Here is a 21,587-nt window from a genome sequence, read left to right on the forward strand (position 1 = left end):
TTAAGCACCGCCTCCAGGCCGAACAAAGTGTCATATACGCCTAAATATCGGCGCTTTCACCCTGTCTCGGGCAAAGCACCCGGCGCTGGAGCGTGGCCTGCAATGCGTCGAATTTCACCGGTTTGCTCAGGTAGTCGATCAACGCGCCCGAGGGACAGCGCTCCTGCCCCAGGTTCGGGCTGACCACCAGTACCGGCAGCTCTTCGCAGCCAGACAACGCGCGGATCTGGCAGCAGACCGACACACCATCCAGCGGCGGCGACTGGCAATCGAGCAGCACCGCGTCAAAGCGCTCGCCGTGCAGCAGATCCAGCGCGGCTCGGCCACTGTCGGCGGTGCGCACCCGATAACCCAACTTGAGCAACATGCCACGCATGACCAACTGATCGATGTTGTTGTCATCCGCCAGCAGCACCGTGCAATCCTGGGGCTGGCGCGAGCCCTGGCGGCCACCGAAGGAAAACGGCGTCGGGACCGCCGCCGGCAAGGCCACGTCAAACTCCACGTCCAACTGGAACCGGCTGCCGCGACCGGGCTCGGACGTGTGGGTCAGGCGCCCGCCCAGCAGTTCCACCAGTTGCCGACAGATCGCCAGGCCCACGCCGAGACCGCCATATTCGCGGGTCATCGAGCCGTCGAGCTGGAAGAAGCGCTGGTACAAGGTCGCTTCCCCCAGGTCGGTAAAGCCGATCCCGGTGTCGATGACGGCAAACGACAACACCAGCCGATCGAGCTCCGTCGGCCGACCGCTGACGCGCAGCGCCAGGCCGCCCAACCGGGTGAACTTGATCGCGTTGTCCAGCAAGCATTCCAGGCATTGAGCCAGTTTGCCGCTGTCGCCGATCAACCGGTCCGCCAGGCCCGGGGACACGTCGACCTTGAAATCCAGGCCCTTGGCCGCGGCATTGGCGCCGAACTGCACCTGCAGCGCATCGATCACCCCACGCAAGCTGAACGGCGCCGGATAGACCTTGAGCTTGCCGGCCTGCAACTCGGTGAGGGTGAGGATGCCATTGACCATGCGCATCATGTCCCGCGCCGATCCGGCGGCGGTCTGTTGATACTGGGTCAGCTCCTCGTTCATCTCGACGGTTTCCATCAACTCCAGGGAACCGATCACGCCATTCATCGGCGTGCGCAGTTCGTGGGTCAAGGTGGCGAGGAATTCATCCTTGAGCTTGTTGCCGTGGGCCAGTTGCTGGTTGAGCACTTCGAGTTTCTGCCCGGCGTCCAACAAGGTCTGGGCCTGCTGTTCGCGCATGGCATTGATGCGGTCGGCCAAGGCCAGGGACAACAGCGCCACTTCGATGGCCGAGCCGATCTGGCTGGCGTACATGGTCAGGAAGACGTTCGGCAGGTAGCCCAGCACCATCAAGGTATTGACGATGCCCCCCAGCAGAAACGCCGACCAGGCAATGATGAAATAACGCGCCACCCGCAGGCCACGCCACCAGGCGAACAGCCCCGCGGCAAAGATTGCCACCGTGAACACCAGCGCCAACGCCGTCGCCAGGCGCAGGGCCAGGGCATAGCTGGTCATCAGCGACAGGCTGATGACCACGGCGCTGTAGCCGATCAGTGCCAGCAGCATGCGGTCCATCCAGCGGCCATGCCGGGCGGTTTGCAGGAAGCTGCGGGCGAACTGGCTGCCAAACAGCCCCGCGCAGCCGATGAAGAACGGCGTCGCGGCGTTGGCCCACCAGGGGTTGTCCGGCCAGAAGTACTCCACGGCGGCACCGTTGACCGACAACTGGTACAGGCCGAACGAGGCGATGTAGAAGATGTAGTAGAGGTAGCTGGTATCGCGCACGCTCAGGTAGATGAACAGGTTGTACACCAGCATCCCCAGCAGCACGCCGTAAATGATGCCCAGCACATACAGGCGCACCGGCTGTTGCTCGAGGTACGCAGTGCTCGACCACAGCGTCATCGGCGCCTGGATCGAACCCTGGCTTTGCAGGCGCAAATAGACGGTCTGTTGCTGTTCGGGTTTGAACGCCAGGCTGAACAGGTAATTGTTCTGGCGGATCTCGCGGCTGGCGAACGGCAACGCATCACCGGTCTGGCGAACCAGGCGATAAGTCCCCGCCGCGTCGGGCAGGTACAAGTCGAGGTGGTCCAGCGGCGGGTATGCCAACTCCAGCAGCCAGGTGCGCTGGGCGCCCGGATTGTCGGGACGATAGTGCAGGTCGATTTTCAACCAGAAGGCTGATCGCGAGTAACCGGCGTTCAGCGTGGCTTCGTCGTGGGGCTTGAAGGCACCCGCCGCGGACTGGGCCAGGACCTCATCCAGGGTGGCCGTGCCGCCCGCGTCCTCGAACACTTGCAAGGCATGGCCCAAGGGCAGGCTTTGGGTGAACTCATCGAATTCCAGGGCACTTGCCAGAGGGGACAAGCACAGCAGTAACATCAGCAAATAGCGCATTTAAGCCCCAGCGTGGCCTGTCCGGTTGAGTCAGGAAGCCCCCCATTCCCTGAGTAGACGTAAAACCGGCATTACCTGATATGTGTTGGATCCATCTCTAGCATAGCCGCTGATGGCCAATTTGCACCATTGAAATTTTTCCCACAGAAGGCTCTAGAACAGGCATTTCAGAGCAAAGCATTGAGATAGAGCTGTTGCTTTGGTCAGAAAGGAATCTTGAACGATGACTCACCGTGGCGAGGGAGCTTGCTCCCGCTCGGGCGCGAAGCGGCCGCCTGGTATCGGGAGGCGCTTCGCACCTCAGCGGGAGCAAGCTCCCTCGCCACGATGAGCCGGGCCTTGCCATCACAGGCAGCGTACAAATCCTCTGACTCCCGCCACCGATAAAACAGGTTTGGTGGTAAGCTCGCGTACCATGAATATCTACAGCTCTCGCCCCGTTGTCCTCTGTCTCTCCGGCCACGATCCCAGTGGTGGCGCCGGTTTGCAGGCAGATATCGAAGCCCTGCTCGCCCAGGGCTGTCATGCCGCCCCGGCCGTTACCGCATTGACCGTGCAAGACACCGTCAACGTCAGCGATTTCCGCGTGCTCGATCGCCAGTGGGTGCTGGCGCAAGCCAATGCCGTGCTCAACGATTCGCCGGTAGCGGCGGTCAAGCTGGGGATGCTCGGCTCACTGGAAATGGTCGACACGGTGGTCGAACTGCTCCAGGCCCACCCGCATCTGCCGATGGTCTGCGACCCGGTGCTGCGCGCCGGCGGTGGCGGGCGCCTGGGCAAGGATGAAGTCGGCTACGCCATGCGCGAACGCCTGCTGCCCCTGGCAATCATCGCCACCCCCAACCTGCCTGAAGCACGCATCCTCGCCGAACTGCCCGAGGGCAGCGCCGACGCGTGCGCGGAAAAACTGCTGCCCTTCGTCAAACACCTGTTGATCACCGGCGGTCACGGCGACGAACATGAAGTCCATAATCGCCTGTACAGCCGCGATGGCCGCCGTGAAACCTTTACCTGCCAGCGCTTGCCCGGCAGCTACCACGGCTCCGGCTGCACCCTGGCCAGCGCCCTGGCCGGTCGGCTGGCCCAGGGCGAACAACTCGCCAGCGCCGTCAAGACAGCGCTGGATTACACCTGGCGCACCTTGCGCGATGCCGAACAACTGGGCAAAGGCCAGTTCGTGCCGCGTCGGTTGCCGCTGGATTTCTGCTCGTAGCACCGGAGGCCTGTGGAATGAAATTACGTGGCCTGTACGCCGTCACCGATAGCCAACTGCTGGCCGGCAAGTTCCTCGCTTATGTCGAAGCGGCGCTGGAAGGTGGCGTGACCCTGCTGCAATACCGCGACAAAAGCAGCGACGAAGCCCGCCGCCTGCGGGAGGCCGAAGCCCTGCGCAACCTGTGCGAGCGCTACAAGACCCAATTGATCATCAATGACGACGCCGAACTGGCCGCGCGCCTGGGCGTCGGTGTGCACCTGGGCCAGACCGATGGCCCGCTGGCGCCAGTGCGGGCGCTGCTCGGGCACAAGGCGATCGTCGGCGCCACCTGCCACGCCAGCCTGGCCCTGGCCGAACAGGCCGCCAGCGAAGGCGCCAGTTATGTCGCGTTCGGGCGCTTTTTCAACTCCCACACCAAGCCCGGCGCCCCCAGCGCAAACCTTGAACTGCTCGAACAGGTGCGCATCAAACTGCATATTCCGGTGTGCGCCATCGGCGGCATCACCCTGGAGAACGCCGCCCCGCTGGTGGCCCACGGGGTCGACCTGCTGGCGGTGGTCCACGGCCTGTTCGGCGCCGACAGCAGCGCTGAAGTGACGCGCCGCGCCCGCGCCTTCAACGAGCTGCTGCAGATCAAATAGTCCATTTTTCGTTTTCGAGAGCCCAACCATGTCCCGTTCCGAAACCCTGTTTGCCAACGCCCAGAAACACATCCCCGGCGGCGTGAACTCGCCTGTTCGTGCGTTCAAGAGCGTCGGCGGCACCCCGCTGTTCTTCAAGCACGCCGAAGGCGCGTACGTCACCGACGAAGACGACAAGCGTTATGTGGACTACGTCGGCTCCTGGGGCCCGATGATCCTCGGCCACAGCCATCCGGACGTGCTGGATGCGGTGCGCAAGCAATTGGTTCACGGCCTGTCCTACGGCGCCCCGACCGCGATGGAAACCGAGATGGCCGACCTGGTCTGCTCGATCGTGCCGTCGATGGAAATGGTGCGCATGGTCAGCTCCGGTACCGAGGCGACCATGAGTGCGATCCGCCTGGCACGGGGCTACACCGGTCGCGACAGCATCATCAAGTTCGAAGGCTGCTACCACGGTCACTCCGACAGCCTGCTGGTCAAGGCCGGCTCCGGCGCACTGACCCAGGGCGTACCGAGCTCGGCCGGTGTGCCGGCGGCGTTCGCCAAACACACCCTGACCCTGCCGTTCAATGACCTTGAAGAAGTCGAGAAGATGCTCGGCGAAGTCGGCCAGGAAGTGGCGTGCATCATTGTCGAGCCGGTGGCCGGCAACATGAACTGCGTGCCGCCGGCGCCGGGTTTCCTCGAAGGCCTGCGCAGCCTGTGCGACCAGCATGGCGTGGTGTTGATTTTCGATGAAGTGATGACCGGCTTCCGCGTGGCCCTCGGCGGCGCCCAGGCCCATTACGGCGTCACGCCGGACCTGAGCACCTTCGGCAAGATCATCGGCGGCGGCATGCCGGTCGGCTGTTTCGGCGGCAAGCGCGCCATCATGGAATGCATCGCACCGCTGGGCCCGGTTTACCAGGCCGGCACGCTGTCGGGCAACCCGTTGGCCATGGCCGCCGGCCTGACCACCCTGCGCCTGATCAGCCGCCCGGGCTTCCACGCCGAACTCACCGACTACACCACTCGCCTGCTCGACGGCCTGCAGATCCGCGCCGATGCGGCGGGTATTCCCTTCGTGACCACCCAGGCCGGCGGCATGTTCGGCCTGTATTTCAGTGGCGCCGATGACATCGTCACCTTCGAAGACGTCATGGCCAGCGATGCCGACCGGTTCAAGCGCTTCTTCCACCTGATGCTCGACGGCGGTGTATACCTGGCCCCGAGTGCGTTCGAAGCCGGCTTCACCTCCATCGCCCATGGCGAGACCGAGCTGAAGATCACCTTCGATGCGGCCGAACGGGCCTTCGCGGCATTGAAGTAAGCCTGTGGATAACTGACGCTGGCTGAAGCTGGCGTCAGTGATTGCTGACAACCCCCCGCCCTTTTCCTACGTATTTATGCCCGAAGCTGCTATTAGCATTCCCGTGCAGCAGAAAAACGAGTAAAGACTTTGTAAGGATGGCCCCGCTTATTTCATAATGCGCGCTTATTGGATCCCCCGGAGGGTCCGCGCGCCCCTCAGAGGTAAGTCGATTCCCATGAACCGCACCGGCCGCACCCTTGCCTTGGGCTGCCTGTTGCTCCTTCAGCCGCTGCTGGCGAATGCACAGGCAGGCGGCAACTCGTTGTTGATCCCGGCGCTGGGCCGTTGCACGCTCAATACCCAGCCACAAGATCTCGCACCGGCACTCGACGCCTGTCAGAAAGCGGCGGACGCAGGTGATGCACAAGCGCAATACGAGTTGGGCGAGTTCTACTACGAAGGCAAGGCTGCACCCCGCGACCTCAAGCAGGCCCTCAACTACTTCGAAAAAGCTTCGCTGCAAGGCCATGCCCAGGCGCAATTCAAGCTCGGCGGCATGTTCTTCCATGGCGAAGGCGTGCCGGCCAACAACGTCCAGGCCTACATTGTCTTGAAGATGGCCGCGGTCAACGGCGCCGAAGATGCCCTGGACACCGCCGACGAAGTCGCCGAGCAGATGCCCCGCGACGAGTTGGAAGTGGCGACCCAGGTGCTGGGCCAGATCTTTCGCAAATACCTGATGGAATTGCAGAACGCCGATGGGCGTACGCCTTTTTCGCCGCTACCCTGAATCCGCCGCAGGCCCCTGTGGCGAGGGAGCTTGCTCCCGCTGGAGTGCGAAGCGCTCCCAGAAATCCTAGGGCCGCTGCGCAGCCCAGCGGGAGCAAGCTCCCTCGCCACAGAGGACTGCGCTCAGGTTTACTTCTCAGGCATCGGCATCGGAAACGGCATCACGTTGCCAACCGCGCCACGGGCTTCGCTGATTTTCGGCGTGCCCAGGCGTTCGACTTCGTCGATGCGCACGATCGAATGCATCGGCACGAAACTGCGTACCACGCCTTCGAACTGCGCCTTGAGCTTTTCTTCGCTCGGATCGACGACCACTTGCGTGCGCTCGCCAAAGACGAACTCTTCCACTTCCAGGAAGCCCCACAGATCACTTTGATAGATCTGCTTGGCGTACATTTCGAACACCTGGCCCTGGTTGAGGAAAATCACCTTGTAGATTGGAGCTTCACGTTTGGTCATGGCTGGCGAAACACATCGGCGGGTAAAAATGAGGGCGCGAACTATAGCATAGCCACTGCTCGCACAGCGGTAGGAACCGGGGGACTTGTTCCCTATAATGCGCGGTTCTTTGAATCACGTGATGACTCCGTCCATGGCCAAGAAGCTTTACATCGAAACCCACGGTTGCCAGATGAACGAGTACGACAGCTCGCGCATGGTCGATCTGCTGGGTGAACACCAGGCCCTGGAAGTCACCGCCCGCGCCGAAGACGCGGACGTGATCCTGCTCAATACCTGCTCGATCCGCGAGCGCGCCCAGGACCGGGTGTATTCCCAACTGGGTCGCTGGCGCGAGCTGAAGCTGGCCAACCCGGAAATGGTCATCGCCGTGGGCGGTTGCGTGGCCAGCCAGGAAGGCGCGGCCATTCGTGATCGTGCCCCGTACGTGGACGTGGTCTTCGGCCCGCAGACCTTGCACCGCCTGCCGGAGATGATCGACGCCGCGCGCGCGACCAAGCTGCCGCAAGTGGATGTCTCGTTTCCGGAAATCGAAAAATTCGACCACCTGCCCGAACCGCGCATCGACGGCCCAAGCGCCTATGTGTCGGTGATGGAAGGCTGCAGCAAGTACTGCACGTTCTGCGTGGTGCCCTATACCCGCGGCGAGGAAGTCAGCCGACCGTTCGACGACGTGATCGCCGAGATCATCCACCTGGCGGAAAACGGCGTGCGCGAAGTGACCCTGCTGGGGCAGAACGTCAACGGCTATCGCGGCCTGACCCATGACGGGCGCCTGGCGGACCTCGCCGAGCTGATCCGCGTGGTGGCGGCGGTGGACGGCATCGACCGCATCCGCTACACCACGTCCCATCCGCTGGAGTTCTCCGACAGCCTGATCCAGGCCCACGCCGAGGTTCCCGAGCTGGTCAAGCACCTGCATTTGCCTGTGCAATCGGGCTCCGACCGGATCCTCGCCGCCATGAAGCGCAACCACACGGCGCTGGAGTACAAATCCAAGTTGCGCAAGTTGCGCGCGGCAGTGCCGGGCATCTGCATCAGCTCGGACTTTATCGTCGGTTTCCCCGGCGAAACCGAGAAAGACTTCCAGCAGACCATGAAGCTGATCGAAGACGTGGGCTTCGACTTCTCCTATTCCTTCGTCTACAGCCAGCGCCCTGGAACCCCGGCGGCCGACCTGGCGGACGACACCCCGGAAGAACTGAAAAAAGAACGGCTCAACGCCTTGCAACATCGCCTCAACCAGCAAGGCTTCGAGATCAGCCGACAAATGGTCGGCTCCGTCCAGCGGATTCTGGTGACCGATTATTCGAAAAAAGACCCTGGCGAGCTGCAAGGACGTACCGAAAACAACCGCATCGTCAATTTCCGTTGCGACACGCCGGCCCTGATCGGCCAGTTCGCCGATGTGCACATCGACGCCGCGCAACCGCACTCCCTGCGGGGTTCGCTGATCCAGTAACCCCGTACTTCCTGTGGGAGCGAGCTTGCTCGCGATAGCGGCGTGACAGTCAATACTCATGTTGAATGTGAGCCCCTCATCGCGAGCAAGCTCGCTCCCACAGTGAATCGTGCCAAGCCTTGTGATCGGATTCGCCTGTTTAAGAGCTTTCGCACCCAGCCTACTGGCGCTATCCTTGGTTTCATCTCAATTGCCCCTGGGCGGCTAAAAACGACCTTGAACGCACCCATCGAACCACATCGCTTTATTCTCGAGCCCTTTGAGGCTCGCCGCTTCGCCAATCTGTGCGGGCAATTCGACGAGCACCTGCGCTTGATCGAACAGCGCCTGGCCATCGAGATCCGCAACCGCGGAAACCAGTTCGAGCTGATCGGCGAACCCAAGCACACCACCTCCGCGGAAAACCTGCTGCGACGTCTCTACCGGGAAACCAAGGGGAGCGAGCTGTCGCCGGATACGGTCCACCTGTTCCTGCAGGAATCGGCTGTCGAAGAACTCGACAACCACGCCCCGTCGGAACCTGCCGTGGCCCTGCGCACGAAAAAAGGCATGATTCGCCCGCGCGGCTTGAATCAGCAGCGCTACGTGAAGGAAATCCTGGGCAACGACATCAACTTCGGCATCGGCCCGGCCGGCACCGGCAAGACCTACCTGGCCGTGGCCTGCGCCGTCGATGCGCTGGAGCGCGAACAGGTGCGGCGCATCCTGCTGGTGCGACCGGCGGTCGAAGCGGGTGAAAAACTCGGCTTCCTGCCTGGCGACCTGGCCCAGAAGATCGACCCGTACCTGCGCCCGCTCTATGACGCGCTGTATGAGATGCTCGGCTTCGAATACGTCGCCAAGCTGATCGAGCGGCAGGTCATCGAGGTCGCGCCGCTGGCCTACATGCGCGGTCGCACCCTGAACAACAGCTTCATCATCCTCGACGAAAGCCAGAACACCACGGTCGAGCAGATGAAAATGTTCCTGACCCGGATCGGCTTCGGCTCCACCGCTGTCATCACCGGGGACATCACCCAGGTCGACCTGCCCCGTGGCACCAAGTCCGGGCTGAACCATGTGATCCAGGTCCTCAAGGACGTGCCAGGCATCAGCTTCACGCACTTCATGCCCAAGGACGTCGTGCGCCATCCGTTGGTACAGCGCATTGTCGAAGCCTACGAGCGTTTCGAGCATCGCGAGGCCGACGAAGCGCCCGAAGGCAAAGGCAACCGCCACAATGCTTGAACTCGACCTGCAGGTGGCCAGCGAATGCGCCGCCCCCAGCGAAGCCCAGTTCCGCCAATGGTGCGAACTGGCCCTGCGCCAGCGCAGCGCCGACTCGGAGCTGACGATCCGCCTGGTGGACGAGCCCGAAGGCCGCGAGCTGAACCACACCTGGCGGCAGAAGGACTACGCCACCAACGTGCTGTCGTTTCCCGCCGATGTGCCCGACGAGCTGCTCGACATCCCGCTGCTGGGCGACCTGGTGATCTGCGTCCCGGTGGTGGAGCGTGAAGCGGCGGAACAAGACAAGCCCCCTGAAGCCCACTGGGCCCATCTGGTGATTCACGGCTGCTTGCATCTACTGGGTTACGACCATATAGAAGATGACGAAGCCGAAGAAATGGAAACACTGGAACGGACGTTGCTTGCAGAGCTGGGTCATCCCGACCCCTACGCCGGCGACGAACACTGATACATCAACTGTAACGACAAAGGATTCAGAGTAATCGCTATGAGCGAAGATCGATCGAGCAACGGGCAGAAGTCATGGCTGGGCAAGCTCACCCAGGCTTTTGCCCATGAGCCGAAAAACCGCCAGGAGCTGCTGGAGCTGCTGCGCGATGCACACCAGAACAAATTGCTGGACAGCGAAGCGCTGGCCATCGTCGAAGGCGCCATCCAGGTCGCTGACCTGCAAGTGCGGGACATCATGGTCCCGCGCTCGCAAATGGTCAGCATCAAGGCGACCCAGACCCCGCGTGAATTCCTGCCCGCCGTGGTCGACTCCGCTCACTCGCGCTACCCGGTCGTTGGCGAGAGCCATGACGACGTCATGGGCGTACTGCTGGCCAAGGACCTGCTACCGCTGATCCTTCAGGAGAACGGCGACAGCTTCAACATCAAGGACCTGCTGCGCCCGGCCACCTTCGTGCCCGAGTCCAAGCGCCTGAACGTGCTGCTGCGTGAATTCCGCGCCAACCACAACCACATGGCCATCGTCATCGACGAATACGGCGGCGTGGCCGGCCTGGTCACCATCGAAGACGTACTCGAGCAGATCGTCGGCGACATCGAGGACGAGCACGATGTCGAGGAAGACAGCTACATCAAGCCGCTGCCCAGCGGCGACTTCCTGATCAAGGCCCTGACGCCGATCGAGAACTTCAACGAGTTCTTCGACAGTCAATTCTCCGACGATGAGTTCGACACTGTCGGCGGCTTGGTGATGAGTGCTTTCGGGCACCTGCCCAAGCGCAACGAAACCACGGAAATCGGCTCCTGGCGCTTCCGCATCCTCAATGCCGACAGCCGCCGGATTCACTTGCTGCGCCTGTCACCCATTGGCCGATAACCCCTGCGAGACCCGCTAAGGATATACATGCGCTGGATAACCCGCCCCGGCTGGCCCGGTAACCTGCTGGCCGTGGCGGCCGGTGCGATCACCACCCTGGCCCTGGCGCCGTTCGACCTCTGGCCGCTGGCCTTGCTGGCGGTAGGCTTGTTCTATGCCGGGCTGCGCGAGCTTTCGCCACGCCAGGCCCTGGGCCGTGGCTGGTGTTTCGGTTTTGGCCTGTTTGGCGCCGGCACCAGTTGGATCTACGTCAGCATCCATAACTTCGGCGGCGCCTCGGTGCTGCTCGCCGGGCTGTTGATGCTGCTGTTCATCGCCGCCATCGCCTGGTTCTTCGCCCTGCCCGCCTGGCTGTGGGCGCGCTGGCTGCGCCGCAACGAGGCGCCCTTGGCCGATGCCCTGGCGTTCGCCGCGCTGTGGCTGGGCCAGGAAGCCTTCCGCGGCTGGTTCCTCACCGGGTTCCCGTGGCTGTATTCCGGTTACAGCCAGCTCGACGGCCCCCTGGCCGGCCTCGCGCCGCTGGGCGGGATGTGGCTGATCTCCTTCACCCTGGCCCTGACCGCCGCGCTGTTGTACAACGCGCCCCGGCTGATCCGCGGCGCCCGCAAAGGTTTTATTGCCGCGGGCGTGCTGCTGTTGATCGGCCCGTGGGTGGCCGGCATGGCCCTCAAGGGGCATGCCTGGACCAGCCCCTCGGGCGACCCGCTGAGCGTCGCGGCGATCCAGGGCAACATCGAACAAAGCATGAAGTGGGACCCCGAGCAGCTCAACGCGCAGTTGGCGCTGTACCGCGACATGAGCTTCGCCTCCAAGCGCGTCGACCTGCTGATCTGGCCGGAAACCGCGGTGCCGGTGCTCAAGGAATCCGCCCAGGGCTATCTGGACATGATGGGCAGTTTCGCCGCCGAGCGGCATTCAGCGTTGATCACCGGTGTGCCGATTCGCCAATGGGTGCGTCACGAGAAGCGTTACTACAACGGCATCACCGTGACCGGCGAAGGCGACGGTACCTACTTGAAGCAAAAACTCGTGCCGTTTGGCGAATACGTGCCGCTACAAGACATCCTGCGCGGCCTGATCGCCTTCTTCGACCTGCCCATGTCGGACTTCGCCCGGGGCCCGGCCGACCAGCCGTTGCTGCAAGCCAAGGGTTACCAGATCGCCCCGTTCATCTGCTATGAAGTGGTCTACCCGGAATTCGCCGCCAGCCTCTCGGCGCGCAGCGACCTGCTGCTGACCATCAGCAACGACACCTGGTTCGGCACCTCGATCGGCCCGCTGCAACACCTGCAAATGGCCCAGATGCGCGCCCTGGAAGCCGGCCGCTGGATGATCCGCGCCACCAACAACGGCGTGACCGGCCTGATCAACCCCTTTGGCCAGATCACCGCACAGATCCCGCAATTCGAGCGCGGCATCCTGTATGGCGAAGTGGTGCCGATGCACGACCTGACCCCGTACCTGCAATGGCGCTCGTGGCCGCTGATCATCTTGTGCGTGTTGCTGCTGGGCTGGGCATTGGTGGCGAGCCGGATGGCCAAGACGGTCTAAAGCCTTTAGGAAGCACTTGTGGCGAGGGAGCTTGCTCCCGCTGGAGTGCGAAGCGCTCCCAGAAATTTTGGGGCCGCTGCGCAGCCCAGCGGGAGCAAGCTCCCTCGCCACAACTATGTTCAGCCCACACATTTCGTATGCTCAGCGATAAAACACCAAATACCCCAACAACCCCATCGCCTCATTCATCAACTGCCCGGACTGCCAGATAGACTTGAACTCCGGCATCCAGCCGCCCAGTGGCCGGGCGTTGTCCGGGCCCAGGAAGCCGACAGGCGCAGGCACCACTTCAAATCCCGACCGCTCGAAACTCATCACCGCACGCGGCATGTGCCATGCCTGGGTCACCACCACAACCCGCTTGATGCCTTCCGGCAGCAGGATTTCGGCACTCATCCGGGCGTTTTCCCAGGTCGTACGGCTGCGCTCTTCCTGCCAGCGGACGGTGACGCCGAAGTCGTCCCGCATCGAATCGGCCATCAACTTCGCTTCACTGGGTGGGGTGCCATAGTGCAAGCCGCCGGTCGTCAGCACGGGCAAGCCCGAAGCCTTGGCCAGTCGCGCCGCATAACGCTGGCGTTCGAGGCCGACACCGGTGGGCTGGTCGGAACCCCAGGCCAGGTCACCGCGCTCGCGACCGGAACCCAGCACCACGATGGCGTCGGCACGCTGGGCCAGAGTCGCCCATTCGCTGCGCGGCAACGGCGCTTCACGCTCCAGTGCCTTGGCGCTCCACTGCACCACCACCGGCAGGCTCATCAGCCAGAAGCCCCCCAGGCCCACGGCGAAACACAGGCGAGCCAGGCGCGGCCGCGACTGGCGCCACCACCAGGCAAGGGCCAACAGCAGCAAGAGAATGCCGGGCGGCAATAACAGTTGTTTGATGAAATAGCGAAACGGCATCGGGCATCTCCATAGATGCCCGAAGCCTAGGTGGGTTGACGCAAAGCGACAACAGATTCGAAAAAATCTTGAATCGAAAAAAGCACACGCGTGAATCCGGCGTTACTTGAACTGCAGTGACCGGACCTTTACAGCATCCTTGTCAGGCGTCCGGTCCTTGAGCCATACAACCTTGGCCGAACGGGGCGCATCGAGACGCTTGATTACCTGGGCCCCACTGGCGGGGGGCTGATGTCCGGCCTGTTCGAGGTAAGCCTCGACCAGTTCGAACTCTGCGGGGCTCAAGCCACGCAGTTCCAGCTCTGCCGGACGCTCATCACGCAAGCGACCGGCGGTTCTTGCAGCGTCCAGGGCGACCCCGAGACGATCGATCAGTTTTTCATACAACTCAGGTGTAGCGACTTTTCGTTGTGATTCAACCATCCCTCACCTCATTGAAGATAAGACTCACTCCCCATTGAGAAGCTTAGCTTCGCTGGGCAAACCGGCAGGACGCCGCGACCAACGGCCCTGGACACGGGTTCGCGCCAGCGATCGTCGATGGCCAGCACGCAATCAGGGTTTCCCTCGGTAGAGCGCGGTCATGTATGCTACGGCGCTTCCTGTAACTCCACTTCCAGCTTGGCTGGGCATCGAAAACGCCGCATTCGGCGTCGTCTGCGTCCAGTATGGCCACGAAGAGGATTGGGCCACCCCATTCAGTACAAAAGTAGCCATGCACGAACACTACCAGCCCCGTGAAATCGAAGCCGCCGCCCAGTCGTTCTGGGACGAGCAAAAGTCCTTTGAAGTCAGTGAACAGCCAGGCAAGGAAACTTACTACTGCCTGTCGATGTTCCCTTACCCCAGCGGCAAGCTGCACATGGGGCACGTGCGCAACTACACCATCGGCGACGTGATCTCCCGCTACCAGCGCATGCAAGGCAAGAACGTCCTGCAACCCATGGGTTGGGACGCCTTCGGCATGCCGGCGGAAAACGCCGCGATGAAGAACAACGTGGCCCCCGCCAAGTGGACCTACGAAAACATCGCCTACATGAAGACCCAGCTGCGCAGCCTGGGCCTGGCGGTGGACTGGTCCCGCGAAGTGACCACCTGCAAGCCGGACTACTATCGCTGGGAACAATGGCTGTTCACCCGTCTGTTCGAAAAAGGCGTGATCTACCGCAAGAACGGCACCGTGAACTGGGACCCGGTGGACCAGACCGTACTGGCCAACGAACAAGTGATCGACGGCCGCGGCTGGCGCTCCGGCGCGCTGATCGAAAAGCGCGAGATCCCGATGTACTACTTCAAGATCACCGCCTACGCGGATGAACTCCTGGAGAGTCTCGACGAACTGACCGGTTGGCCCGAGCAGGTCAAGACCATGCAGCGCAACTGGATCGGCAAGTCCCGGGGCATGGAAGTGCAGTTCCCGTATGACGTCGCCTCCATTGGCGAAGCCGGCACCCTGAAAGTCTTTACCACCCGTCCGGACACGCTGATGGGCGCCACCTATGTGGCCGTGGCCGCCGAGCATCCGCTGGCCACCCTGGCGGCACAGAACAACCCCGAGCTGCAGGCGTTCATCGCCGAATGCAAGGGCGGCAGCGTCGCCGAAGCCGATGTCGCCACTCAAGAGAAGAAGGGCCTGGCGACGTCGTTGTTCGTCGAGCACCCGCTCACCGGCGAGAAGCTGCCGGTGTGGGTCGCCAACTACGTGCTGATGCACTACGGCGACGGCGCGGTGATGGCCGTGCCGGCCCACGACGAACGTGATTTCGAATTCGCCCACAAGTACAACCTGCCGGTCAAACCGGTGGTGCGCACCAGCGCCGGCGACCAGACTCCGGCACCGTGGCAGGACGCCTATGGCGAACACGGCGAACTGATCAACTCCGGCGAGTTCAACGGCCTGGACTTCGCAGGTGCATTCGATGCCATCGAAGTCGCCCTGATCAAGAAGAACCTCGGTGCCTCGCGCACCCAGTTCCGCCTGCGGGACTGGGGCATCAGCCGCCAGCGCTACTGGGGCTGCCCGATCCCGATCGTGCATTGCGACACCTGCGGTGACGTACCGGTGCCGGAAGACCAACTGCCCGTGGTCCTGCCGGAAGACGTCGTGCCCGACGGCGCCGGCTCGCCCCTGGCACGCATGCCCGAGTTCTACGAGTGCAGCTGCCCGAAATGCGGCGCACCGGCCAAGCGTGAAACCGACACCATGGACACCTTCGTCGAGTCCTCCTGGTATTACGCGCGCTACGCCTCGCCGCACTATGAAGGCGGCCTGGTGGAAAAGTCCGCGGCCGACCACTGGTTGCCGGTGGACCAGTACATCGGCGGCATCGAACACGCCATTCTTCACCTGCTCTATGCACGTTTCTTCCACAAGCTGATGCGTGACGAAGGCCTGGTGAGCTCCAACGAGCCGTTCAAGAACCTGCTGACCCAAGGCATGGTGATCGCCGAGACTTACTATCGTCGCGAAGCCAACGGTGCCTACACCTGGTTCAACCCGAGCGACGTCGAGCTCGAACGCGACAGCAAAGCCAAGGTCATCAGCGCCAGGCTGATCGCCGACGGCCTGCCGGTGGAAATCGGCGGCACCGAGAAAATGGCCAAATCGAAGAACAACGGCGTCGACCCACAATCGATGATCGACCAGTTCGGCGCGGACACCTGCCGCCTGTTCATGATGTTCGCCTCGCCACCTGACATGAGCGCGGAATGGTCCGACTCGGGCGTCGAGGGCTCGCACCGCTTCCTCAAGCGCGTCTGGCGCCTGGCCCAGGCCCACATCACCCAGGGCCTGCCGGGCAAACTGGACGTCGCCGGCCTGAACGATGAGCAGAAAGCCGTTCGTCGCTCGATTCACCTGGCCATCAAGCAGGCCAGCCACGACGTCGGTCAGAACCACAAATTCAACACCGCCATCGCCCAGGTGATGACGCTGATGAACGTGCTGGAAAAAGCCGCGCAAGGCACCGAGCAGGATCGCGCGCTGATTCACGAAGGCCTGGAAGCCGTGACGCTGCTGCTGGCGCCGATCACCCCGCACATCAGCCACGAGCTGTGGAATCGACTGGGTCACGCCGACCCGGTGATCGACGCTCGCTGGCCGGTGGTGGACGAAACCGCGCTGGTGCAGGACAGCCTGACCCTGGTCATCCAGGTCAACGGCAAGCTGCGCGGCCAGATCGAAATGCCGGCCGCCGCCACACGTGAAGAAGTCGAAACCGCTGCGCGGGCCAATGAAAACGTGCTGCGCTTTGTCGATGGCCTGACGATTCGCAAAGTGATCGTCGTGCCCGGCAAGCTGGTCAACATCGTCGCAAGCTAATTGGATCGGGCGCGAGGCTCAAGCCTGGCGCCGAATACAACCTGCGGGGTCGCATGGTCGACCCCCATAGGGTTCAAGGGGAGCAACAAGATGATCAAACGTAATCTGCTGGTAGTGGGCCTGGCGGTCCTGTTGAGCGCCTGCGGCTTCCAACTGCGCGGCACCGGCACCACCGAGCTGGCGATCAAGGAACTGGACCTCAGCGCACGGGACGCCTATGGCGAAACCGTGAAAATGCTGCGCCAGACCCTGGAAAACAGCGGTGTGAAAGTCTACAACGGCGCACCGTACAAGCTGGTGCTGGCCAGTGAACAGCAAAGCCAGCGCAGCCTGAGCTACGCCGGCGCCGGTCGTTCGGCCGAGTACGAACTGACCAACGTGCTGAACTATGAGATCCACGGCCAGAACGACCTGACACTGCTGGACGACAAGCTCCAGGTGCAAAAGGTCTACCTGCACGACGGCAACAACATCACCGGTTCCGAGCAGGAATCGATCGAAGTGCGCGGCGAAATGCGTCGTGAGCTCGTACAAAGGATGATGCTGCGCCTGCAGCAGCTGAGCCCGGCCCAACTGGACCAGTTGCAACAGACCGCCAACGCCAAGGCCAAGGCCGAGGCCGAAGCCCTGGAAGCGGCGCGCAAGGCTGAAGCGGAAACCCCGCAGCAGTCGCCGATGCAGATCCCGGCTGAATAAGCCTTGCGGGGCGCTCCAGCGCCCCGCTCGCTTTCTCTTATGAAGCTCGCTCCCGCCCAACTCGGCAAACACCTGCAAGGCGCCCTCGCGCCGGTCTACGTCATCAGTGGCGATGACCCGCTGCTGTGCCAGGAAGCCGCCGACGCCATCCGCACCGCTGCACGCCAGCAAGGTTTCGACGAGCGCCAGGTCTTCGCCGCCGACGCCAGTTTCGACTGGGGCACGCTGCTGCAGGCCGGGGCGAGCATGTCGTTGTTCGCCGAAAAACGCCTGCTGGAACTGCGCTTGCCCTCCGGCAAACCGGGGGACAAGGGCGCCGCTGCGCTGATCGAATATTGCTCACGCCCGGCCGAGGACACGGTGCTGCTCATCAGCTTGCCGAAACTCGACGGCAGCGCGCAGAAGACCAAATGGGGCAAGGCCTTGGTCGAAGGCCAGCAGACCCAGTTCGTGCAGATCTGGCCGGTGGATGTCAGCCAGTTGCCCAGCTGGATCCGCCAACGCCTGTCCCAGGCCGGCCTCTCGGCCAGCCAGGACGCGCTGGAGCTGATTGCCGCCCGGGTCGAAGGCAACCTGCTGGCCGCCGCCCAGGAAATCGAAAAACTCAAGCTGATGGCCGAAGGCGGGCAGATCACCGTGGAAACGGTGCAGGCTGCCGTGGCCGACAGTGCGCGCTTCGATGTCTTCGGCCTGACCGATGCGATCCTCAACGGTGAAGCCGCCCATGCCCTGCGCATGCTCGAAGGCCTGCGGGGCGAAGGCGTCGAGCCGCCGGTGATCCTCTGGGCCCTGGCCCGGGAGTTGCGCCTGCTGGCCAACCTGTCCCTGCAATACAGCCAGGGCGTACCGCTGGACAAAGCCTTCAGCCAGGCCCGCCCGCCCGTCTGGGACAAGCGCAAACCCCTGATGAGCAAGGCCCTGCAACGCTATTCGGCATCGCGCTGGGCGCAATTGCTGCTCGAAGCCCAGCGCATCGATGCGCAGATCAAGGGCCAGGCCGCCGGCTCGCCGTGGATGAGCCTGAGTCGGTTGTCGTTGTTGATGGCCGGGCAGCGATTGCCCCTACCTGCCGAGTAAACACCCTCGCCACAAAAGCGTTACTTCAGGCGACACTTTCGCTTGGATGAAGGGACTGGACAGCCCCCCAACTCTGTCCCATGATTCGCCCCGCAAAACCATCCCCAAGAGAGATCCCATCATGAGCAAAAAGCCATCCAGGCATGGCCCCAACAAGGCCAAGTCCATCGTCGCCCAGCCCCTGTTCCGCAGCCGCCAGGAACGACCCGCCAAGGGCAAAGGCAGCTACCGCCGCGAAGCCTTCCAGTCTGACAACTGGGAGGCTTCTTGCTTTCTGGCCGCTTGAAACACTCGGACAAGCCCTACGCCCCTTTCGCATGTTAAGGTCAGCACCTGATTTGTATTTCTGGACCCGTGCATGCCCTTCTGTCTTTCCCATCGTTGGCCACTGCGCCAAATGATTGTTGCCGCAAGCGTTGTCCTGCTTGTCGCCTGCGCCGAAAAACCTACCGCCGCCGACGCCCAACCGCTCCAGACCGTTCCCGCCGTGACCGCTCCGGCCATCGTGCCGCCCGTGGTGCCCACCGGCGATGACCTGGCCATTGCGCCCACCCAGACCTTCGCGGAATGGCAGGCCGGGTTTCGCAAGGAAGCCCTGGCCGCCGGGATCCGTCCCGACTTGTTCGATCGTGCGTTTGTCGGCGTCAGCCCGGACATGAGCGTGATCAAGGCCGACCGCAGCCAGCCGGAATTCACCCGCCCCGTGTGGGAATACCTCGATGGTGCGCTGTCGCCACTGCGGGTCAACAAAGGCAAGAGTCTGATCCAGCAGAACGCCCAGGTCCTGCAAAGCATCGAGCAGCGTTATGGCGTCGATCGCGAAGCGCTGGTGGCGGTGTGGGGCATGGAGAGCAACTTTGGCCAGTTCCAGGGCAGCAAGTCGGTGATCAACTCCCTGGCGACCCTGGCCTACGAAGGACGACGCCCGGGCTTCGCCCATGCGCAATTGATCGCCGCGCTGCAAATCCTGCAACAAGGCGATATCACACCGGAAAAAATGCTCGGCTCCTGGGCCGGCGCCATGGGCCAGACCCAATTCATCCCCACCACGTACAACACCCACGCCGTGGATTTCGATGGTGACGGCCGCCGCGACATCTGGGGCAGCTCCACCGATGCCTTGGCCTCGACTGCGCATTACCTGCAAAGCTCCGGCTGGCAACGTGGCCAACCGTGGGGGTTCGAGGTCGATCTCCCCGAGGGCTTCGACTACACGCTGGCCGATGGCACGATCCGCAAGCCCGTCTCCGAATGGATCCGGCTGGGGGTTTCAGAATATGGCGGCTTGCCGATCGCCCCGGATGACAGGCAGCTATCGGCGTCCCTGCTCCTGCCGGCCGGCCATCGCGGCCCGGCGTTCCTGATCTTCGATAATTTCCGTGCCATCCTCAAGTACAACAACTCGTCGTCCTATGCCTTGGCGGTCGGGCTGTTGTCAAAGCGCTTTACCGACGGCGGGCTGATCTACGGCCAGTGGCCCAAGGAAGACCTGCCCCTGAGCCGCAGCGAACGCATCGAACTGCAAACCCTGCTGGGCAAGCACAACTACGACGCGGGCAATCCCGACGGCATCATCGGCGCCAACACCCGCAAGGCCATCCGCAGCGCCCAGCAGTCGTTCGGCTGGCCGGCGGATGGGTATCCGACCCAGCAGTTGCTGGAGGCGTTGCGTAGCCGCTGATTCGCCTTATGGCGACTGCCGCTATCGCGAGCAAGCTCGCTCCCACAGGTTGACTGGAAACACCTGTGGGAGCAAAGCTTGCTCGCGATGGCTGATTTCCAAGCGCCACATGACTAGCGACTGAGCACCACATCCTGCTCCAGCACCAACCTCTTCTCCCCCGCATCCAGCGTCACCAACGCCCCCATGGGCAAGGTCAGGTTCGGATCGCAATGCCCACTGCGCCAGCCGGACAGCACCGGGATGCGCAACGGCGCGAAGGTCTGCTTGAGCAATCGATTCAACGCCTCGACGTCAACCCCGGCCACGTCCCCCACCAACACACCGCGCAGCTGTGCCAACGTGCCGGCCAGGCGCAGTTGGGTCAGCAGCCGGTCGATGCGATACAGCGGCTCGTTGACGTCTTCGATGAACAGGATCACCCCTTCGGCGTCGATCTGATAAGGCGTGCCCATGGTCGCGGCAATCATCGACAGGTTGCCGCCCAGCAGACGTCCGTGGGCGATGCCTGGCTCGACGGTGGTCAACGGGTAGGTAGCGGGGTGGGTCAGCTCGCTGCCGGCCTTCAACTGTCCACGCAGCAGGCTGAAAAACGAGGTGACGGTTGGGGGTTCCTTGTCGCCCAGCAGATCGGCGTTGAGCAGCGGGCCGTGGAAGGTCACGAAGCCTGCGTAACGGCTGATGGCCAGGTGCAGGGCGGTGATGTCGCTGTAGCCTACGAATGGCTTGGGGTTGCGTCTTAGGAGTTCAAAGTCGATGCGGTTCAGCAGGCGTGGTGTGCCGTAGCCGCCTCGTAGGCAGATGATCGCGGTGACTTCTGGGTCGGCGAAGGCGGTGTGCAGGTCGTTGAGGCGTATTTCGTCGCTGCCGGCGAGGTAGCCGTTTTTTTCATAGACGCCTGGGAATATCCGCAGCTCATGACCGCGGGCGCGCATCCATTGGATGGCTTTTTCCGTGTCCAGGGGGGCGGGACCGGCGGGGGCGATCACGGCGATCAGGCCTTCGGATGGGAGAGCTGGGACGGGGTGATGTGGGGTTAGGTCCATGCGTTTCCCGCTTTGTCGGCTTGTGTGTATATCCGTTTTTTGTGTAACGGCCACTTAGGGTTCCGCCCTTACGGCGGCTCACTTTTGAAAAGCGCAAAAGTAAGCAAAACGCTCTTGCCCCACCACTCGGTGCCTCGCCTAGGCTCGGCATGCCCGAACGCAGGCATTGCTCCGTGGGCCGCCGCGAAGGGCCATCCATGGCCCAGCGCGGCTATCCCGGCATCCATGCCGGGATGCCCACTGCGCAATGCCTGCGTTCGGCCAGCGTGGTTTAACGGGGCGCCAAGATCAAGATCCAAAGCAAAGCAAAGCAAAGCAAAGCAAAGCAAAGCAAAGCAAAGCGCGACACATCCAGCATCTATGTAACTGAAGCACCGCTATCGCGAGCAAGCTCGCTCCCACACGGCTCGGCGGCGCTCACAATATCTGGGCAGGTGCAAAAACCTGTGGGAGCGAGCTTGCTCGCGA

At 62.8% G+C, this 21,587-nt stretch carries 20 protein-coding genes; 15 read left to right on the forward strand and 5 right to left on the reverse strand.

Features of this window, described 5'->3' with window-relative positions; genetic code table 11:
* Nucleotides 1-40: 40 nt before the first annotated feature.
* Nucleotides 41-2,425, reverse strand: coding sequence for a hybrid sensor histidine kinase/response regulator (locus BLO80_RS23210; RefSeq protein WP_092332912.1), 2,385 nt, complete (start codon nucleotides 2,423-2,425; stop codon nucleotides 41-43).
* 415 nt (nucleotides 2,426-2,840) lie between these two features.
* Here BLO80_RS23210 and BLO80_RS23215 point away from each other — a divergent pair, with 415 nt between their 5' ends.
* From BLO80_RS23215 to BLO80_RS23230, 4 genes are all read left to right on the forward strand, one after another.
* Entirely contained in the window at nucleotides 2,841-3,638 is a 798-nt protein-coding gene (locus BLO80_RS23215) for a hydroxymethylpyrimidine/phosphomethylpyrimidine kinase (protein ID WP_092332910.1), read from the forward strand.
* Nucleotides 3,639-3,655: 17 nt separating this feature from the next.
* Entirely contained in the window at nucleotides 3,656-4,282 is a 627-nt protein-coding gene (gene thiE / locus BLO80_RS23220; protein WP_092332908.1) for a thiamine phosphate synthase, read from the forward strand.
* Nucleotides 4,283-4,310: 28 nt separating this feature from the next.
* Nucleotides 4,311-5,594 carry a glutamate-1-semialdehyde 2,1-aminomutase gene (gene hemL, locus BLO80_RS23225; protein WP_092332906.1) on the forward strand — a complete coding sequence of 428 codons (1,284 nt, stop codon included), beginning with the start codon at nucleotides 4,311-4,313 and terminating at the stop codon, nucleotides 5,592-5,594.
* A gap of 217 nt (nucleotides 5,595-5,811) precedes the next feature.
* Nucleotides 5,812-6,366, forward strand: coding sequence for a tetratricopeptide repeat protein (locus BLO80_RS23230; protein ID WP_072411482.1), 555 nt, complete (start codon nucleotides 5,812-5,814; stop codon nucleotides 6,364-6,366).
* A gap of 128 nt (nucleotides 6,367-6,494) precedes the next feature.
* Here BLO80_RS23230 and BLO80_RS23235 read toward each other — a convergent pair whose 3' ends face one another.
* On the reverse strand, nucleotides 6,495-6,824 hold the full coding sequence (locus BLO80_RS23235) for a DUF1820 family protein (RefSeq protein WP_003185742.1): 330 nt from the start codon (nucleotides 6,822-6,824) through the stop codon (nucleotides 6,495-6,497).
* 133 nt (nucleotides 6,825-6,957) lie between these two features.
* On the opposite strand from BLO80_RS23235, the gene miaB reads away from it, so the two are divergent.
* The 5 genes from miaB to lnt all read left to right on the forward strand — a co-directional run bounded on the left by miaB (nucleotide 6,958) and on the right by lnt (nucleotide 12,394).
* Nucleotides 6,958-8,286, forward strand: a complete 1,329-nt coding sequence (gene miaB / locus BLO80_RS23240; protein WP_060740492.1) for a tRNA (N6-isopentenyl adenosine(37)-C2)-methylthiotransferase MiaB — start codon at nucleotides 6,958-6,960, stop codon at nucleotides 8,284-8,286.
* Between the two features lie 216 nt (nucleotides 8,287-8,502).
* On the forward strand, nucleotides 8,503-9,513 hold the full coding sequence (locus BLO80_RS23245) for a PhoH family protein (RefSeq protein WP_092332904.1): 1,011 nt from the start codon (nucleotides 8,503-8,505) through the stop codon (nucleotides 9,511-9,513).
* Nucleotides 9,506-9,964: an rRNA maturation RNase YbeY gene (gene ybeY / locus BLO80_RS23250; protein WP_092332902.1), complete on the forward strand. Its 459-nt coding sequence runs from the start codon at nucleotides 9,506-9,508 to the stop codon at nucleotides 9,962-9,964. The genes BLO80_RS23245 and ybeY overlap by 8 nt, the downstream gene beginning before the upstream one ends.
* 39 nt (nucleotides 9,965-10,003) lie before the next feature.
* Nucleotides 10,004-10,843, forward strand: coding sequence for an HlyC/CorC family transporter (locus BLO80_RS23255; protein ID WP_003205870.1), 840 nt, complete (start codon nucleotides 10,004-10,006; stop codon nucleotides 10,841-10,843).
* A gap of 27 nt (nucleotides 10,844-10,870) precedes the next feature.
* Nucleotides 10,871-12,394: an apolipoprotein N-acyltransferase gene (gene lnt, locus BLO80_RS23260; RefSeq protein ID WP_092332900.1), complete on the forward strand. Its 1,524-nt coding sequence runs from the start codon at nucleotides 10,871-10,873 to the stop codon at nucleotides 12,392-12,394.
* Between the two features lie 141 nt (nucleotides 12,395-12,535).
* On the opposite strand, the gene BLO80_RS23265 is transcribed toward lnt, so the two are convergent.
* Complete coding sequence (locus BLO80_RS23265; RefSeq protein WP_092332898.1) at nucleotides 12,536-13,297, reverse strand: YdcF family protein; 762 nt, start codon at nucleotides 13,295-13,297, stop codon at nucleotides 12,536-12,538.
* A gap of 102 nt (nucleotides 13,298-13,399) precedes the next feature.
* Complete coding sequence (locus BLO80_RS23270) at nucleotides 13,400-13,720, reverse strand: hypothetical protein (protein ID WP_092332896.1); 321 nt, start codon at nucleotides 13,718-13,720, stop codon at nucleotides 13,400-13,402.
* Nucleotides 13,721-14,012: 292 nt separating this feature from the next.
* On the opposite strand from BLO80_RS23270, the gene leuS reads away from it, so the two are divergent.
* From leuS to BLO80_RS23295, 5 genes are all read left to right on the forward strand, one after another.
* Nucleotides 14,013-16,619 (forward strand): leucine--tRNA ligase, encoded by a 2,607-nt coding sequence (gene leuS, locus BLO80_RS23275; RefSeq protein ID WP_092332894.1) that lies wholly within the window; start codon nucleotides 14,013-14,015, stop codon nucleotides 16,617-16,619.
* Between the two features lie 90 nt (nucleotides 16,620-16,709).
* Nucleotides 16,710-17,315, forward strand: coding sequence for an LPS-assembly lipoprotein LptE (gene lptE / locus BLO80_RS23280; protein WP_092332892.1), 606 nt, complete (start codon nucleotides 16,710-16,712; stop codon nucleotides 17,313-17,315).
* A gap of 39 nt (nucleotides 17,316-17,354) precedes the next feature.
* Nucleotides 17,355-18,392 (forward strand): DNA polymerase III subunit delta, encoded by a 1,038-nt coding sequence (holA, locus tag BLO80_RS23285; RefSeq protein WP_092332891.1) that lies wholly within the window; start codon nucleotides 17,355-17,357, stop codon nucleotides 18,390-18,392.
* 121 nt (nucleotides 18,393-18,513) lie between these two features.
* Nucleotides 18,514-18,678: an alternative ribosome rescue factor ArfA gene (arfA, locus tag BLO80_RS23290; protein ID WP_030140368.1), complete on the forward strand. Its 165-nt coding sequence runs from the start codon at nucleotides 18,514-18,516 to the stop codon at nucleotides 18,676-18,678.
* Between the two features lie 72 nt (nucleotides 18,679-18,750).
* Nucleotides 18,751-20,073, forward strand: a complete 1,323-nt coding sequence (locus BLO80_RS23295) for a lytic murein transglycosylase (protein WP_092332889.1) — start codon at nucleotides 18,751-18,753, stop codon at nucleotides 20,071-20,073.
* A 113-nt stretch (nucleotides 20,074-20,186) separates the two neighbouring features.
* On the opposite strand, the gene BLO80_RS23300 is transcribed toward BLO80_RS23295, so the two are convergent.
* Nucleotides 20,187-21,119, reverse strand: coding sequence for a S66 peptidase family protein (locus tag BLO80_RS23300; RefSeq protein WP_092332887.1), 933 nt, complete (start codon nucleotides 21,117-21,119; stop codon nucleotides 20,187-20,189).
* 149 nt (nucleotides 21,120-21,268) lie between these two features.
* Here BLO80_RS23300 and BLO80_RS30375 point away from each other — a divergent pair, with 149 nt between their 5' ends.
* Nucleotides 21,269-21,394 (forward strand): hypothetical protein, encoded by a 126-nt coding sequence (locus BLO80_RS30375; protein ID WP_256572709.1) that lies wholly within the window; start codon nucleotides 21,269-21,271, stop codon nucleotides 21,392-21,394.
* Nucleotides 21,395-21,587 lie beyond the last annotated feature (193 nt).

The organism is Pseudomonas sp. NFACC56-3 (assembly GCF_900100025.1).
In the GTDB taxonomy this organism is placed as follows: Bacteria; Pseudomonadota; Gammaproteobacteria; order Pseudomonadales; family Pseudomonadaceae; genus Aquipseudomonas; species Aquipseudomonas fluorescens_AA.

Excerpts from the sequence above, each read along its gene's own strand:
- BLO80_RS23210 (WP_092332912.1), bottom strand. The coding sequence starts at position 2,425 with ATGCGCTATTTGCTGATGTTACTGCTGTGCTTGTCCCCTCTGGCAAGT.
- BLO80_RS23215 (WP_092332910.1), top strand. The coding sequence starts at position 2,841 with ATGAATATCTACAGCTCTCGCCCCGTTGTCCTCTGTCTCTCCGGCCAC.
- thiE (WP_092332908.1), top strand. The coding sequence starts at position 3,656 with ATGAAATTACGTGGCCTGTACGCCGTCACCGATAGCCAACTGCTGGCC.
- hemL (WP_092332906.1), top strand. The coding sequence starts at position 4,311 with ATGTCCCGTTCCGAAACCCTGTTTGCCAACGCCCAGAAACACATCCCC.
- BLO80_RS23230 (WP_072411482.1), top strand. The coding sequence starts at position 5,812 with ATGAACCGCACCGGCCGCACCCTTGCCTTGGGCTGCCTGTTGCTCCTT.
- BLO80_RS23235 (WP_003185742.1), bottom strand. The coding sequence starts at position 6,824 with ATGACCAAACGTGAAGCTCCAATCTACAAGGTGATTTTCCTCAACCAG.
- miaB (WP_060740492.1), top strand. The coding sequence starts at position 6,958 with ATGGCCAAGAAGCTTTACATCGAAACCCACGGTTGCCAGATGAACGAG.
- ybeY (WP_092332902.1), top strand. The coding sequence starts at position 9,506 with ATGCTTGAACTCGACCTGCAGGTGGCCAGCGAATGCGCCGCCCCCAGC.
- BLO80_RS23255 (WP_003205870.1), top strand. The coding sequence starts at position 10,004 with ATGAGCGAAGATCGATCGAGCAACGGGCAGAAGTCATGGCTGGGCAAG.
- lnt (WP_092332900.1), top strand. The coding sequence starts at position 10,871 with ATGCGCTGGATAACCCGCCCCGGCTGGCCCGGTAACCTGCTGGCCGTG.
- BLO80_RS23265 (WP_092332898.1), bottom strand. The coding sequence starts at position 13,297 with ATGCCGTTTCGCTATTTCATCAAACAACTGTTATTGCCGCCCGGCATT.
- BLO80_RS23270 (WP_092332896.1), bottom strand. The coding sequence starts at position 13,720 with ATGGTTGAATCACAACGAAAAGTCGCTACACCTGAGTTGTATGAAAAA.
- leuS (WP_092332894.1), top strand. The coding sequence starts at position 14,013 with ATGCACGAACACTACCAGCCCCGTGAAATCGAAGCCGCCGCCCAGTCG.
- lptE (WP_092332892.1), top strand. The coding sequence starts at position 16,710 with ATGATCAAACGTAATCTGCTGGTAGTGGGCCTGGCGGTCCTGTTGAGC.
- holA (WP_092332891.1), top strand. The coding sequence starts at position 17,355 with ATGAAGCTCGCTCCCGCCCAACTCGGCAAACACCTGCAAGGCGCCCTC.
- arfA (WP_030140368.1), top strand. The coding sequence starts at position 18,514 with ATGAGCAAAAAGCCATCCAGGCATGGCCCCAACAAGGCCAAGTCCATC.
- BLO80_RS23295 (WP_092332889.1), top strand. The coding sequence starts at position 18,751 with ATGCCCTTCTGTCTTTCCCATCGTTGGCCACTGCGCCAAATGATTGTT.
- BLO80_RS23300 (WP_092332887.1), bottom strand. The coding sequence starts at position 21,119 with ATGGACCTAACCCCACATCACCCCGTCCCAGCTCTCCCATCCGAAGGC.
- BLO80_RS30375 (WP_256572709.1), top strand. The coding sequence starts at position 21,269 with ATGCCCGAACGCAGGCATTGCTCCGTGGGCCGCCGCGAAGGGCCATCC.